The organism is Vannielia sp. ABF1_015, from assembly GCF_056160745.1.
Genome location: NZ_JBSWXT010000002.1, coordinates 912,307 through 924,938 on the forward strand (window position 1 = coordinate 912,307; position 12,632 = coordinate 924,938).

The window sequence follows — 12,632 nt, forward strand, 5'->3', positions numbered from 1 at the left end:
GTAACGCTCGCGCGACCGCACGAACAGGCAGAGAAATCTTGTACCTTTATCGACTGCTTCTCAGCTTTGCCCTCCCGGCAATCGCGCTCAACTTTGCTCTGCGCCTGCTGCGCCGGAGCGAAACCGCCGATGACATCCGCCAGCGTCTCGCCACCCGTGAAGAACCGCGCCTGACAGGCCCAAGGATTTGGCTGCACGGCGCCTCCAATGGCGAGCTTGCGGGCGCGCGCGCGCTGATCGAACGGCTGCTTGAGTCGCATCCGGGCCTGCATCTTACCATCACCTCGAACACGACCACAGGGCGTGACCTTGTGGCAGGCTGGATGCTGCCCCGCACAATCGCGCGCCTCGCGCCGCTTGATACCCGCGCCACGTTGCGCCGTTTTCTTGATCTGCATGTGCCACAAGCCCTGATCGTCATTGAAAATGAGCTCTGGCCAAACCGGCTGACATCGGCGCGCGAGGCCGGCCTTCCCGTGGTCGTCATCTCCGCACGCCTTTCCGCCCGCTCGGCAGGGCGTTGGGCCCGTTGGCCGGGGCTGGCCCGCGAGGTGCTTTCCTCCATCACCCTGCTCTCGGCGCAGGATGCCGAGAGCGCCGAGCGCTTCGCGGCCCTTGGCCTGCCCGATACCGCAATCGCAAAGCCCTTTGCCCTGAAGTCCTCCGCCCCGCCGCCTCCGGTCGACCCTGCCGAGCTGGACCGGCTCGCGCCTCACTTCGAGCGGGCCGAAACCTTGCTCGCCGCCTCCACCCACCCGGGCGAAGAAGAACAGGTCTTGGCTGCCTTCAGCGAGGCCCTGCAAACCCGCCCCGGCCTGCGCCTGATCCTCGCGCCCCGACACGCACGCCGCAGCACCGAAGTGGCCGGGCTGATCGCAAAGGCTGGCTTGCTCTTCGCCACCCGTTCCAAGGGACAGTCCCCCGGCACCGCACGGGTTTACCTCGCCGACACCATGGGCGAGATGGGCCTTTGGTATGCGCTCAGCGGGCTCTGCTTTACCGGTGGCTCGCTGGTGGACAAGGGCGGCCACACGCCGTGGGAGCCAGTGCACTTTGGCTGCGCCCTGCTGCACGGCCCCTCCTCGTTCAACCAGCAAGATGCCTTCGCCCAGCTGCACGAGGCTTTTGCCGCCGTTGAGGTACCTGATGCCAAGGCGCTGGCTCAAACGCTGGCCACGCTGACGCCGGAGGATCAGGCACGCATGGCCGACGCCGCCTTCGCCGTGGCCAAATCGCGTGAAACCGATATCTCTCCCCTGCTCACCGAGGTGTCACGCGCCGCCGGGCTTGCAGAAGAAACCGCCAAACTGTGACAGCTGCGCAAAATTCCCGTCTCCGGCCCTTCGCAGTCCGGCCTCAGATGCTAGGGTTGTGCCAAAGAGAGTGAAGTGACTCGTAAAATGAGCCAGATGAAACCAATCCACGTGCCCGTCCGCCTCGCAGGCCGGTCCAAGCGTGGCTTGCGCACCCAATTCGCCGCGCTTTGCTTCCGGCAGGAAGCTGGCGAAACCGAGATCCTGCTGATCTCATCGCGCACACGCAAACGCTGGATCATTCCCAAGGGTTGGCCGATGGATGGGCTTTCAGGTGCTCAGGCAGCGGCGCAGGAAGCCTGGGAAGAAGCGGGCGCACTTGGCATGACCCTGCCTCACAGTCTCGGCGTTTACAGCTACTCCAAGCTTTCCGGCCCCCGCAAAGGCCTGCCCTGCCTTGTCGCCGTGTACCCGCTGCTCGTCACCCAACTGCGCCGAAACTACCCCGAGCGAAAGCAGCGCAAACGCAAATGGTTTTCGCTGAAGAAGGCGGCTGCAAAGGTGACGGAGCCCGAGCTGAGAGCAATTCTCGAGCGGTTCGACCCGGCGCATCTGACTGATCTCCAGAAGATCCGCTAATTGAAACTTCACCATCCCGGGGCTAGATAAGCTGGCATGATAAAGTACAGCCTGCGATGCCGCGAAGGCCACAGCTTTGAAAGCTGGTTTGCCGGTGCCGAAGCCTATGACGCCCTCGCCCGCGCGGGCCATCTGTCTTGCGCGGTTTGCGGTGCTTCGGAGGTTGAGAAATCGGTCATGGCCCCCCGCCTTGGCTCCGGCGCAAGTGCACCAGAAGTCCGCGAACCCTCCGAGCCAAGCAACGAACGCCCGCTTGCCGCGCCCGCCACCCCGCAAGAAAAGGCCATCGCCGAGCTGCGCCGTAAGGTAGAGCGCGACAGCGAATATGTTGGCGGAGAGTTTGCTCGCGTCGCCCGGGCCATGCACGCGGGCGAGGAGCCGGGCCGCAGCATTCATGGCGAGGCCCGGCTGAAAGACGCGAAAGCCCTCATCGAAGATGGCGTGCCGGTGCTGCCCCTGCCCTTCGCCTCACCGCGCAAGACCAACTGACATGGCCAGTACCGCCGCGCCCGTTGCCGCACTCGTCACCGGCGCCAGCCGTGGCATCGGCCTTGCGCTGGCCCAGCGCCTCACCGCGCAAGGCCCCGTCATCGGCACCTGCCGCAGCGCACCGCCCGCCGCTGAAGGTATCCGTTGGGCCGAAGCGGAGATGACCAGCCCAGCCTCAATCGCCGCTCTTGCCGATCAGCTGGAAGGCGCCCCGCTGGAGCGCCTTATCTGCAACGCGGGCATCTACCCCGATAAGGGCCAGAGCCTTGAGGGCGGCTATCCGCCTGAGATGTGGGCCGAGAGTTTTGCCGTTAACGTAACCGCGGCCTTTCTCACCGTTCAGGCGTTGCTGCCCAACCTGCGGGCGGCACAGGCTCCAAGGATTGCGCTGATCTCTTCGCAAATGGCCTCGCATACCCGCGCACCCGGCGGCAGCTACATCTACCGCGCCTCAAAAGCCGCCGTGCTCAACCTCGGTCGCAACCTCGCAACAGACCTTCGCGGCGATGGCATCGCAGTGGGCATCTATCACCCCGGATGGGTGCGCACAGATATGGGCGGCAGTGCAGCCGAAATATCCGTCGACGAGGCCGCAAATGGGCTTGCCGCGCGTGTGGAAGAGCTTTCCTTGGCCACCACCGGCGCGTTTCTCACATGGGATGGGCGCGAACACGCCTTCTAGCGCGTCACGTTAAATGCCCCATCCCGGCGCCCTGTGGCGCATCTCACGGGCGCGCGTCTTGACTAAAACTTGGTTTCCCCAGCCTGCGGTGTCACCTGCCTGCGGTTCACCATCGCCTCCCGCCATGTGATGAAGCTGACCGCCGCAATGATCACCGTGCCGCCGATGATGACCCAGCTGTCCAGCCCCTCATCGAACATGAAATAGCCCAGCGCCACCGCCCAGATCAGCTGCAGGAACGTCACCGGCTGCGTCACCGTCACCGGCGCGCATTTGAAGGCGAGCCCCATGCTGTAATGCGCGCCCGTGGCAAAAGCCGCTGTCAGGAACAGAATGCCAAGGTCATGCCAGCTCACCGGCACCCAGACGGCCCAGGCAAAGGGGGTTAGCCCGATCGAAACCGCAATCGAAAGCATCGCGACCAGCGTTGCCGCGCTCAGACGGCCCGAGAGTTGCTTGGCCACGAGGTAGCTGCCTGCGAGGCAGAAAGCCGCCAGCACCATTGCCCAGTGCCCGCCCTGCAACTCGCGAAAGCCGGGCCGCAGGATGATAAGCGCGCCTAGCATGGCCACCCCAACGGCCATGATCCGCCGCAGCGCCATCCGCTCGCCAAGGAACAGGACCGCGCCCAGCGTCACGTAAACAGGCGACATGTAGTTGAGCGCGGTGACCTCAGCGATGGTGATCGTGCTCATCCCATAGAACCAAAGCATCACCCCCACCGTGTGGGCTGCGCCGCGCAGCGTGAACACGCGGATCTCCGGCCAACCCAGCTTGTCCGCCCGGATCGCCGGGATCATCGGCAGAATGAAGATGAGCCCCAGCGTATAACGCAAAAAGGCCGCCTGAGGCGCCGGAACGCGCCCGTCCGTCAGCTTCACCGAGGCGGTGACTGCGACGAAGAGAATGCCTGTGACAACCATCCAGAGCACACCCGCGACAGGGCGGCTCGGGGCTGCATCCGAAGGGGAGGTCGTTGTCATGTAAACTATGTGCGCGAGTCACACGACGAGGTCAACCGGCGATCATGCGCCTAGGATGAGCCCCGCCGCGATAACCCACATCACCGCCCCGATCAACACGTCGAGCACCCGCCAGGCAGCGGGGCGGGCAAAGAGCGGGGCCAGCAACCGGGCACCATAGGCCAGCGAGAAGAAAAATGTGAAAGAGGCGATGACCGCGCCAACCCCGAAGGCCAGCTCATGCGGTGCATAGCGGGTCGAGATCGAGCCGGTAAGCGCCACCGTGTCGAGATAGACATGCGGGTTGAAGAAGGTCAGCGCAGCGCAGGTGGCGAGCGTCTTCCAGCGTGAAACCGCGTTGCCAGCGCCCTTTCCATTTGCCGCTCCGGTCGCCTCAAGTGCCTCCCCACCCCGCCATGCGGCAAGGAAGCTGCGCGCGCCATAGGCCAGCAGAAAAACCACGCCTCCCCAGCGAAACCACGGCAACAGAGCGGGCATCACATCGGCCAGCGTGGCGAAACCGGCAACGCCGATGGCAATCAGTGTTGCGTCCGACAACGCGCACAGCAGCGCGACTTCTAGCACGAAAGCCCGCCGCAGCCCCTGCCGCAATACAAAGGCGTTCTGAGCCCCAATCGCCACGATCAGGCTGAGCCCCAGTGAAAACCCCGCAATTGTCGCATCCCACATCGCCGTCTCTCCTTTCGGCCCCGCATATCCGGCAACGTAGGTTAAGCCTAGTGAAAGGAATGAAGCCTGATTAAGCTATGCTTATGTTCACAGATCCGGCCCTCCTCGCCCTTCATGCCGTCCTGCGCACCGGCTCCTTCGAGGCGGCCGCAGCAGCGCTTAACGTGTCCCCACCCGCCGTCTCTCAGCGCATCCGAAAGCTGGAGGAGAAGATGGGCACCGCGCTTGTCCGCCGCGCAACGCCCTGCGAAGCCACCGAAACCGGCGCCCGCCTCTACCGACACGCCGAGGAAATGGGGCTGCTCTCCCGGGCGCTCGCTGCCGACCTTGGCCAACCCGCCGCGCCCGCAACCCTCCGCCTTGCGGTGAATGCCGACAGCCTCGCCACATGGTTCATCGAGGCCATGGCGGGTGTGGAGGGCATCAGCTTTGATCTGGTCATAGACGATGAAGACCACTCCGCCGACTGGCTCCGCCGGGGCGAGGTGCTTGCCGCAATTTCCGCTCAGCCCGGCCCGGTGCAGGGCTGCGACGTGCACCCTCTCGGCGTTCTTCGCTACCACGCCACCTGCAATGCAGCCTTCGCCGCACGGTACTTTCCCGATGGCCCTACCCCCGAGGCGCTTTCTCGCGTGCCCTGCCTCACCTTCTCAATCAAAGATCGGCTGCAAATTCAGTGGATGGAGGCCGCCACCGGCACAACGCCTGCCCCGCCGCTGCATATCATGCCCGCCACCACAGCCTTTATCGACGCCGCCCGCGCCGGCCTCGGCTGGGGTATGAACCCCGCGCCCATCGCCGCGCCGCACCTTGCATCCGGGGCGCTCTGCGAACTCAAACCGGGCCTCACCATTGACCGGCCGCTCTTTTGGCTTGTCTCCCGCCTCGCCGCTCCCGCCCTGACCGACCTGACGGCCCGGGTCAAACGCGCCGCTGCGCTCCATCTTGCCTAGGGTGGGAGACACCCACCGCGGCCCTCACAACGGCCAGAACACCAAGATGAGCGGGATCGACACGGCCACGACCAATAACTCCAGCGGCAGGCCCATCCGCCAGTAATCGCCAAAACTGTAGCCGCCCGGCCCGAGGATCAGCGTGTTGTTCTTGTGCCCTATGGGGGTGAGAAACGCGGAAGACGCGGCAACGGCCACCGCCATCAAGAACGGGTCTGCCGAGACACCCAGAGAATTCGCCATCTGGATGCCGATGGGCGCGGCAACGATTGCCGTGGCCGTGTTGTTGAGCACATCCGAGAGCGTCATCGTCACTACCATCAGCACCGTGAGAATGGCCCATGCCGGCCACCCCTCCGTGAGCCCCACCAGCGCGCCTGCGATCATTTGCGTGCCGCCCGAAGCCTCCAACGCCGCGCCGAGCGGGATCATCGAGCCGAGCAGCACCACCACGGGCCATTCGATGTGGGTGTATAGCTCGCTCAGGGAGAGTATCTTCGTCAGCACATAGCCCACGACGACAAGCCCAAGCGCGACGGGAAGATAGACAAGCCCAAAGGAAGCCGCAGCCACGGCGGCCGCGAACATGCCAATGGCCAGCCAGGTCTTGCTGTCTTGCGTCACCGCCAGCCCCCGGTCTGCCAGTGGCAACGCGCCGATCCAAGCGGTCACCTCCGTCGCCCGGTCATTTGGCACCAGCAGCAGCAAAATGTCGCCCGGCTTGACCTCCTCCTTGCGCACCTGACTGGTGATCCGCTTGCCCTGCCGGGAGATCCCCATGAGGATCGTGCGCTGACGCCAGCTCAGCCCGATACCATGGGCCGAACGACCGGCAATTCGCGCATCCGCCGGCACCACCACCTCGATCAACCCGAGCCCTTCGCCCGCGTCTTCAAGCAGCTCACGGCGCTTTTCATCAGAGAAAACGAGCCCATGAGAGGCGCGGAACTCGTCAAGCGCATCCGGCACCGCCTCCAGCACCAGCGCATCTTCGGCCTCCACTTTGGTGAGCCGCTGCGCCCCATAAAGCCGCTTGCCACCGCGCACGAGGCCCAGAACGGCAACATCGGCCTTCACCGCGGCCTCTTCAATCTCGCGAACACGGAGGCCAACGAACTTGGAGCCCTCGGGCACGGTCAGCTCGGCGATGTAGTTCTTCATCTCACCTACCTGCACCGCGCCCGCCCCGTCGCCCGTGCCAGGAATCAGCCGCCAGCCGCCAAGTGCCACAAAGGCAAGGCCCGCAATGGCAGTGAGAGCACCCACCGGGGCAAAGTCGAACATCCGGAACGGCTCGCCCAGGGCATCGCCCCGCACGGCGGCAATGATGATGTTGGGCGGCGTACCGATGAGCGTGGCCATGCCGCCCAGAATGGTGGCAAAACTCAGGGGCATCAGGGTGAGCCCCGGCACGCGCCCAGCTTTGCGCGCGGTCTGAATATCCACCGGCATAAGCAGCGCCAGTGCGGCCACGTTGTTCATGAAGGCGCTGAGCAACCCGCCCACGCCGCCCATCAGGGCGATGTGGCCGCCAAGCCCCCGCGTCGAGCTGACAAGCGTGCGGGTGATCAGAAGCACAGCGCCCGAGTTCACCAACCCCGCCGAGACAACAAGCACCAGCGCCACAACGATGGTGGCTGGGTGGCCAAAGCCCTCAAAGGCCCGGTCCGAGGGCACCACACCAAGGACAACCCCGGTGAGCAGCGCCGCGAAAGCCACAAGGTCATATCGGAAGCGCCCCCAGAGCAGCAGCCCGAAGACCGCCCCAAAGAGCGCGAAGAGTGTAATCTGTTCGCCTGTCACCGCCGACCGTCCCCGCTCGCCTTTACCCGCCGATCATGGCCTTCCCGCCGCCGGAAGGAAAGCCGCCACGCACCTTGCCCCCGGCCCCTGCTCTGCCCTATATACCCCGCCAGATCAGGCACACAGCATCAAACGGAGGCCCCCATGGCCGGCCATTCCAAATGGGCGAACATTCAGCACCGCAAAGGTCGGCAAGACGCCGCCCGCTCCAAGCTCTTTTCCAAGCTCGCCAAGGAAATCACCGTGGCGGCCAAGATGGGCGATCCCGACCCCGACAATAACCCCCGCCTCCGCCTCGCGGTGAAAGAGGCCAAGTCGCAATCCGTGCCCAAGGATGTGATCCAGCGCGCGATCGACAAATCGCAAGCCGCGGGCGGAGATGACTACAAGGAAATCCGCTACGAGGGCTATGGCCCCGGCGGCGTGGCGGTGATCGTCGAGGCGATGACCGACAACCTCAACCGCACCGCCTCCACCGTGCGCTCCACCTTCGGCAAGCACGGCGGGAACCTCGGCGAAACCGGCTCGGTCGGCTTTATGTTCGAGCGCAAAGGGCAAGTCACTTACCCGGCCGCTGTGGGCGATGAAGACACCGTGATGATGGCCGCCATCGAGGCGGGCGCTGAAGATGCCGAAAGCTCGGAGGACGGCCACGTGATCTGGTGCGCCGACACCGACCTCAACGACGTGTCCAACGCGCTTGAATCCGAGTTGGGCGAAAGCGAAAGCGCCAAGCTGGTCTGGCGCCCGACCACGACAACCGAACTGGACCTCGAGGGCATGCAGAAGCTGATGCGCCTCATCGAGGTGCTCGAAGATGACGACGACGTGCAGCGTGTCACTGCCAACTTCGAGGTCTCTGACGAGGTGATGGAGCAGCTCTCCGCGTGACGGTTCGCGTCAACACTCATCCGACAGCAAGCCGCGCCCTGATCTGGGGCGCGGTTTTCTTTTTGCCTGTCATGTATTGGGCCCTTTGGCTGAATGTGAAGACTGGCTGGCTTCTCCTTCCGCTCTCCGACAATGGCCAATCGACCGCCCCCCTACCCCTCGGCCTTGCTGTGATCGCGGGCTTGTCACTCGCCTTCGGGCTCGGAACAGCCGTGGCGCTATGGCAGGCCCGCTTCGGCTCGCTGCGTTCCATCTTCCTGCCCGGCCCCGGCCGCTTCGCGCTGTGCTTTTTCCTGACCTGCCTGACGCCCTACACCAGCATCGCGATTTTCCCGATGCCGGTCGTTTTCGTGTTGGGGTTTGACGCGTCGGCGGTCATTGCCTTTGCGATCTACTTGGCCGCATGGCTCATCGCCGCCGGGCTCATCATATCCGGCCACCGCCCCAAAGTGCTCCGCGTGCTGCTCTTTGGCCAAACCTACATCGCTCTGTGGTCGGCCAATCTGATTGCCTGTGGCTACTTCGCCTTTCGTGTCTGAGCCGGAAAAAGGCTCAATAGGCCTACGTTCATCTGCGCAGGCACCCGGCTGTGCCAATCGCACGGCGCGAGCCGGAGCCTTACAGTCGCCTGCACCGGCGCAGCCATTTTCCTTCCCCTTGCCCTCGCCATACTCGGCCCATTGCTCATACCGCCGCCCGAGAGCGCGGCCATGCCGCCCAACGGGCGATTTATCGTTACAATCAGGCTGCGTGGGCATTCCTTTTTTCGGGTGTCCTGCTAGGTGTGAGGAGGCAAGACGGACGGGCGGCAGATGGAAGGTTTTCTCTATCAGGCAGTGATCTATCTCAGCGCGGCTGTGGTCGCGGTGCCCATATCGGCACGGCTGGGTCTCGGCTCGGTGTTGGGCTACCTCCTATCGGGCATCGTGATCGGTCCGATCCTCGGTCTTGTCGGTTCCGAAACGCAGGAATTGCAGCACTTTGCGGAATTCGGTGTCGTCGTGATGCTCTTCCTGATCGGGCTGGAGCTGGAGCCAAAGGCCCTGTGGAACATGCGGCACCGGCTGCTTGGGCTAGGTGGCCTGCAGGTGGTGGGCACTTCGCTGGTGATTGCGGGCTGTGCCATGGCGCTAGGGCTTAGCTGGAGCCTTGCCCTTGCGGTGGGCATGACCTTCGCCCTCTCCTCAACCGCCATCGTGTTGCAAACCCTCAGCGAGAAGGGGCTGATGCAATCGCCGGGTGGGCGCTCGATCATCTCGGTGTTGCTGACGCAGGATATCGCGGTGATCCCGATCCTCGCGGTGCTGCCCCTGTTGCCGGTGGCGCTGGTGCCTCAACTCGACCCGAGCGGGACCATCCAGCGCGGCAGCGAAGAGGCCCATCACAGCATGTCTCTGGTCGAAGGCCTGCCGGGCTGGGGCGTGGCGCTGGTGACGCTGGGCGCGGTGCTGGCGGTGATCCTTGCGGGCATCTTCCTGACCCGTCCCCTGTTTCGCTTCATTCACATGGCCAAGCTGCGCGAGCTCTACACCGCCACCGCCCTGCTGATGGTTGTGATGATTGCCTTCCTGATGAACCTCGTCGGCCTCTCTCCGGCGCTCGGCACCTTCCTCGGCGGCGTAATGCTGGCCAACTCGGAGTTCCGCCACCAGATCGAGGCCGACCTGAACCCGTTCAAGGGCCTCCTCCTCGGGCTGTTCTTCATCACAGTTGGCGCGGGGATCAACTTCGTTGTGCTGTGGAGCAACATCTTCACCATCATCGGGCTGACGCTTGGCGTGATGTTGGTGAAAGGGCTGATCCTCTTTGCGCTGGGGTGGATGTTTGGCCTGCGCACCAAGGGGCAATGGCTATTTACGCTAGGGCTGGCGCAGGCCGGTGAATTCGGATTCGTGCTCGTCGGCTTCATGACCGGGCAGCGGATGCTGGATCCGGTGCTGGCGCAGATCCTGCTGCTGGTGGTGGCCATGACCATGCTGCTGACGCCACTGTTCTTCATCCTCTACGAGAAACTCTCGGAGCGGATGGCGGACGAGAGCGAGGCCCCGGAGCCCGACGAGATGGACGAAAACGCGCCCGTCATCATCGCCGGGCTGGGCCGCTTCGGGCAGGTCGTGAGCCGGATGGTGAGCGCCGCTGGCGTGCAGACGACCGTGCTGGACCACAACCTTGAAACCATCAACCTGCTGCGTCGCTTCGGCTTCAAGGGGTTTTTTGGCGATCCCACCCGCCCCGAGCTTTTGCACGCGGCGGGCATTCACCACGCACAGGTGCTCGTGGTTGCGCTTGATAACCCCAAAACGGCGGTGCAACTGGTGCGCTACGCACGCGAAGCGCGGCCCGATATCCACATCGTCGCCCGCGCCCACGACCGCTTGCATGTGTACGAACTCTACAAGGCCGGAGCCAATGACATCGTCCGCGAGCTCTTCGACTCCAGCCTGAGGGCCGGACGGTATGTGTTGGAGAACATGGAATTTTCCGAGTTCGAAGCGAGTGAGGTCGAGAAGAGCTTTTACAAGCACGACAGGCACACGCTGCGCGAGCTGGCCGAACTGTGGCAGCCCGAGGTGCCGCTGACACAGAACGAGGCCTACGTGAAACGCACACGCGAGCTGAACTCAGACCTTGAAGCAGCGCTTGTGCGTGAAATTCAGGAGGAGCGGTCGCGGGACGACGAGGATTGAGCCCCCCAAGATAATAAAATAGGGGCCGCGCCCGGGCAGACGCGGCCCCTGATTCTTCAAGGAAGAGCGGCCGTCATGCAGCAGCGCGGCTCACAAGCACGTCGTCGATCTGCTTCTGCGCACCGGCCTCGTCACTGCCGGCAACGGCGGCGATTTCGCGGGTCAGGCGCTCGAGTGCGGCCTCGTAGAGCTGGCGCTCGGAATAGGACTGTTCACGCTGATCATCGGTGCGGTGCAGGTCGCGCACCACTTCGGCGATGGCGATCAGGTCACCGGAGTTGATCTTTTGCTCATACTCCTGCGCCCGGCGCGACCACATGGCCCGCTTCACCTTGGCTTTGCCCTTGAGGGTTTTCATTGCCAGGCTGACGGTGTCAGGCGTGGAGAGCGAGCGCATGCCGACCTCGGTCGCCTTATGCGTGGGCACGCGCAGGGTCATCTTGTCTTTCTCGAAGGAGATCACGAAGAGCTCCAGCTCGAAGCCCGCGACCTCCTGCTTCTCGATCGAGACGATCTTGCCCACGCCGTGGGCCGGGTACACAACGAAATCGTTGGGGCGAAACTCGGATTTCTTCTTTGTCATTCAAGGCCTTCCTTAGCCGATCCCTTGGAGCCGAAAAGACCCTTTCCCGGCGGACATGCCCCCGGGAGCGGGTCTTGTTTGCGCTTTGATTTCCCCCGATACGGCGAGCAGCGCAGCGTCGGGAGCCTCAGGATTTACGTTCCATCATCAAGGAATGTATCACAAAAATGACGATTCTCAAAGCGCATCGCTAGCGCAGAGCCGCGACGTTTTTACCGAATGGTCAAATTGGCAGAGCAGCGCCGGTTCAGCCGCCCTCGCCCGCGGCTTCCGAGAAGAGCTCCATCTTGCCCGGTTTGCCATCCATCTCATCGGCTTCGGGCAGCGGGTCTTTCTTGGTCACGATGACCGGCCACATCTCGGAGTACTTGCGGTTGAACTCGACCCACTTCTCCATCTCCGGCTCGGTGTCTGGCCGGATCGCGTCTGCCGGGCATTCGGGCTCGCAAACGCCACAGTCGATACATTCATCGGGGTGGATCACCAGCATGTTCTCACCCTCGTAGAAGCAATCCACGGGGCAAACTTCGACGCAGTCGGTGTATTTGCAGGCGATGCAGTTGTCGTTGACGATATAGGTCATGCGGGCCTCGGAAGTGTTCGGGGCAGAGGTATTTCAAACCATCCCGTCATTCAAGCGACTTGCCTCGCATTCGGAGCGCGGTGCGTCGATCTCGCTGTGTGGGGCGAACGCCAGTCTGCGGCTGTGACGGATCGTGGGACGGGCGTTCTGGTGGGGCAAGGTCTTCATAGAGCGCTTGCGCCTCGGGCGCGGGCCCACGGCGGGTGCCGAGAGCGACGATGCGGATCACACGGATATGCGTATCCTTCGGAAAGGTCAGCGTATCCCCCGGAGAAACCATGCGGGACGGCTTGGAAATGGGCGTGCCATCAACCCGCAGCTTACCCTCGCTTACCAGTTTGGCGGCAAGGCTGCGGGTCTTGAAGAAGCGGGCATGGAACAGCCACTTATCGATGCGCAACGTGGGGCGCGGGCTGT

At 63.8% G+C, this 12,632-nt stretch carries 14 protein-coding genes; 8 read left to right on the forward strand and 6 right to left on the reverse strand.

Going from position 1 to position 12,632, the window contains the following annotated elements; genetic code table 11:
- Window positions 1–38 precede the first annotated feature (38 nt).
- From ACXAG6_RS16895 to ACXAG6_RS16910, 4 genes are all read left to right on the forward strand, one after another.
- Window positions 39–1,313 carry a 3-deoxy-D-manno-octulosonic acid transferase gene (locus tag ACXAG6_RS16895; protein ID WP_475338999.1) on the forward strand — a complete coding sequence of 425 codons (1,275 nt, stop codon included), beginning with the start codon at window positions 39–41 and terminating at the stop codon, window positions 1,311–1,313.
- 87 nt (window positions 1,314–1,400) lie between these two features.
- On the forward strand, window positions 1,401–1,892 hold the full coding sequence (locus tag ACXAG6_RS16900; RefSeq protein ID WP_140015032.1) for an NUDIX hydrolase: 492 nt from the start codon (window positions 1,401–1,403) through the stop codon (window positions 1,890–1,892).
- A 36-nt stretch (window positions 1,893–1,928) separates the two neighbouring features.
- Entirely contained in the window at window positions 1,929–2,381 is a 453-nt protein-coding gene (locus ACXAG6_RS16905) for a DUF1178 family protein (RefSeq protein ID WP_140015033.1), read from the forward strand.
- A gap of 1 nt (window position 2,382) precedes the next feature.
- The gene (locus ACXAG6_RS16910) at window positions 2,383–3,063 is read left to right on the forward strand and encodes an SDR family NAD(P)-dependent oxidoreductase (protein ID WP_475339000.1); all 681 of its coding nucleotides are present in this window, start codon (window positions 2,383–2,385) and stop codon (window positions 3,061–3,063) included.
- A 62-nt stretch (window positions 3,064–3,125) separates the two neighbouring features.
- Here ACXAG6_RS16910 and ACXAG6_RS16915 read toward each other — a convergent pair whose 3' ends face one another.
- Together ACXAG6_RS16915 and ACXAG6_RS16920 are read right to left on the reverse strand one after the other, a co-directional pair.
- Window positions 3,126–4,046 (reverse strand): DMT family transporter, encoded by a 921-nt coding sequence (locus ACXAG6_RS16915; protein WP_475339001.1) that lies wholly within the window; start codon window positions 4,044–4,046, stop codon window positions 3,126–3,128.
- A 42-nt stretch (window positions 4,047–4,088) separates the two neighbouring features.
- Complete coding sequence (locus tag ACXAG6_RS16920) at window positions 4,089–4,715, reverse strand: LysE/ArgO family amino acid transporter (protein WP_475339003.1); 627 nt, start codon at window positions 4,713–4,715, stop codon at window positions 4,089–4,091.
- A gap of 77 nt (window positions 4,716–4,792) precedes the next feature.
- On the opposite strand from ACXAG6_RS16920, the gene ACXAG6_RS16925 reads away from it, so the two are divergent.
- Window positions 4,793–5,668, forward strand: coding sequence for a LysR family transcriptional regulator ArgP (locus ACXAG6_RS16925; RefSeq protein ID WP_475339004.1), 876 nt, complete (start codon window positions 4,793–4,795; stop codon window positions 5,666–5,668).
- Window positions 5,669–5,692: 24 nt separating this feature from the next.
- Here ACXAG6_RS16925 and ACXAG6_RS16930 read toward each other — a convergent pair whose 3' ends face one another.
- The gene (locus ACXAG6_RS16930) at window positions 5,693–7,471 is read right to left on the reverse strand and encodes an SLC13 family permease (RefSeq protein ID WP_475339006.1); all 1,779 of its coding nucleotides are present in this window, start codon (window positions 7,469–7,471) and stop codon (window positions 5,693–5,695) included.
- 144 nt (window positions 7,472–7,615) lie between these two features.
- On the opposite strand from ACXAG6_RS16930, the gene ACXAG6_RS16935 reads away from it, so the two are divergent.
- The 3 genes from ACXAG6_RS16935 to ACXAG6_RS16945 all read left to right on the forward strand — a co-directional run bounded on the left by ACXAG6_RS16935 (window position 7,616) and on the right by ACXAG6_RS16945 (window position 11,049).
- Window positions 7,616–8,362 carry a YebC/PmpR family DNA-binding transcriptional regulator gene (locus ACXAG6_RS16935; protein WP_475339007.1) on the forward strand — a complete coding sequence of 249 codons (747 nt, stop codon included), beginning with the start codon at window positions 7,616–7,618 and terminating at the stop codon, window positions 8,360–8,362.
- Entirely contained in the window at window positions 8,359–8,901 is a 543-nt protein-coding gene (locus tag ACXAG6_RS16940) for a hypothetical protein (protein ID WP_475339008.1), read from the forward strand. The genes ACXAG6_RS16935 and ACXAG6_RS16940 overlap by 4 nt, the downstream gene beginning before the upstream one ends.
- A 273-nt stretch (window positions 8,902–9,174) precedes the next feature.
- Complete coding sequence (locus ACXAG6_RS16945; RefSeq protein ID WP_475339009.1) at window positions 9,175–11,049, forward strand: cation:proton antiporter domain-containing protein; 1,875 nt, start codon at window positions 9,175–9,177, stop codon at window positions 11,047–11,049.
- A 73-nt stretch (window positions 11,050–11,122) separates the two neighbouring features.
- Here the strand turns inward: ACXAG6_RS16945 and ACXAG6_RS16950 are convergent, their stop codons facing one another.
- The 3 genes from ACXAG6_RS16950 to ACXAG6_RS16960 form a co-directional block, all read right to left on the reverse strand.
- Complete coding sequence (locus tag ACXAG6_RS16950; protein WP_140015041.1) at window positions 11,123–11,632, reverse strand: CarD family transcriptional regulator; 510 nt, start codon at window positions 11,630–11,632, stop codon at window positions 11,123–11,125.
- 247 nt (window positions 11,633–11,879) lie between these two features.
- Window positions 11,880–12,215 (reverse strand): ferredoxin FdxA, encoded by a 336-nt coding sequence (fdxA, locus tag ACXAG6_RS16955; protein ID WP_140015042.1) that lies wholly within the window; start codon window positions 12,213–12,215, stop codon window positions 11,880–11,882.
- 46 nt (window positions 12,216–12,261) lie between these two features.
- Entirely contained in the window at window positions 12,262–12,615 is a 354-nt protein-coding gene (locus tag ACXAG6_RS16960; RefSeq protein ID WP_475339011.1) for an RNA-binding S4 domain-containing protein, read from the reverse strand.
- Between the last annotated feature and the right edge of the window lie 17 nt (window positions 12,616–12,632).

Bases quoted from the DNA above. Each gene is read 5' to 3' on its own strand.
- ACXAG6_RS16900 (WP_140015032.1), top strand. From the start codon at position 1,401: ATGAGCCAGATGAAACCAATCCACGTGCCCGTCCGCCTCGCAGGCCGG.
- ACXAG6_RS16905 (WP_140015033.1), top strand. From the start codon at position 1,929: ATGATAAAGTACAGCCTGCGATGCCGCGAAGGCCACAGCTTTGAAAGC.
- ACXAG6_RS16910 (WP_475339000.1), top strand. From the start codon at position 2,383: ATGGCCAGTACCGCCGCGCCCGTTGCCGCACTCGTCACCGGCGCCAGC.
- ACXAG6_RS16915 (WP_475339001.1), bottom strand. From the start codon at position 4,046: ATGACAACGACCTCCCCTTCGGATGCAGCCCCGAGCCGCCCTGTCGCG.
- ACXAG6_RS16920 (WP_475339003.1), bottom strand. From the start codon at position 4,715: ATGTGGGATGCGACAATTGCGGGGTTTTCACTGGGGCTCAGCCTGATC.
- ACXAG6_RS16925 (WP_475339004.1), top strand. From the start codon at position 4,793: ATGCTTATGTTCACAGATCCGGCCCTCCTCGCCCTTCATGCCGTCCTG.
- ACXAG6_RS16935 (WP_475339007.1), top strand. From the start codon at position 7,616: ATGGCCGGCCATTCCAAATGGGCGAACATTCAGCACCGCAAAGGTCGG.
- ACXAG6_RS16945 (WP_475339009.1), top strand. From the start codon at position 9,175: ATGGAAGGTTTTCTCTATCAGGCAGTGATCTATCTCAGCGCGGCTGTG.
- ACXAG6_RS16950 (WP_140015041.1), bottom strand. From the start codon at position 11,632: ATGACAAAGAAGAAATCCGAGTTTCGCCCCAACGATTTCGTTGTGTAC.
- fdxA (WP_140015042.1), bottom strand. From the start codon at position 12,215: ATGACCTATATCGTCAACGACAACTGCATCGCCTGCAAATACACCGAC.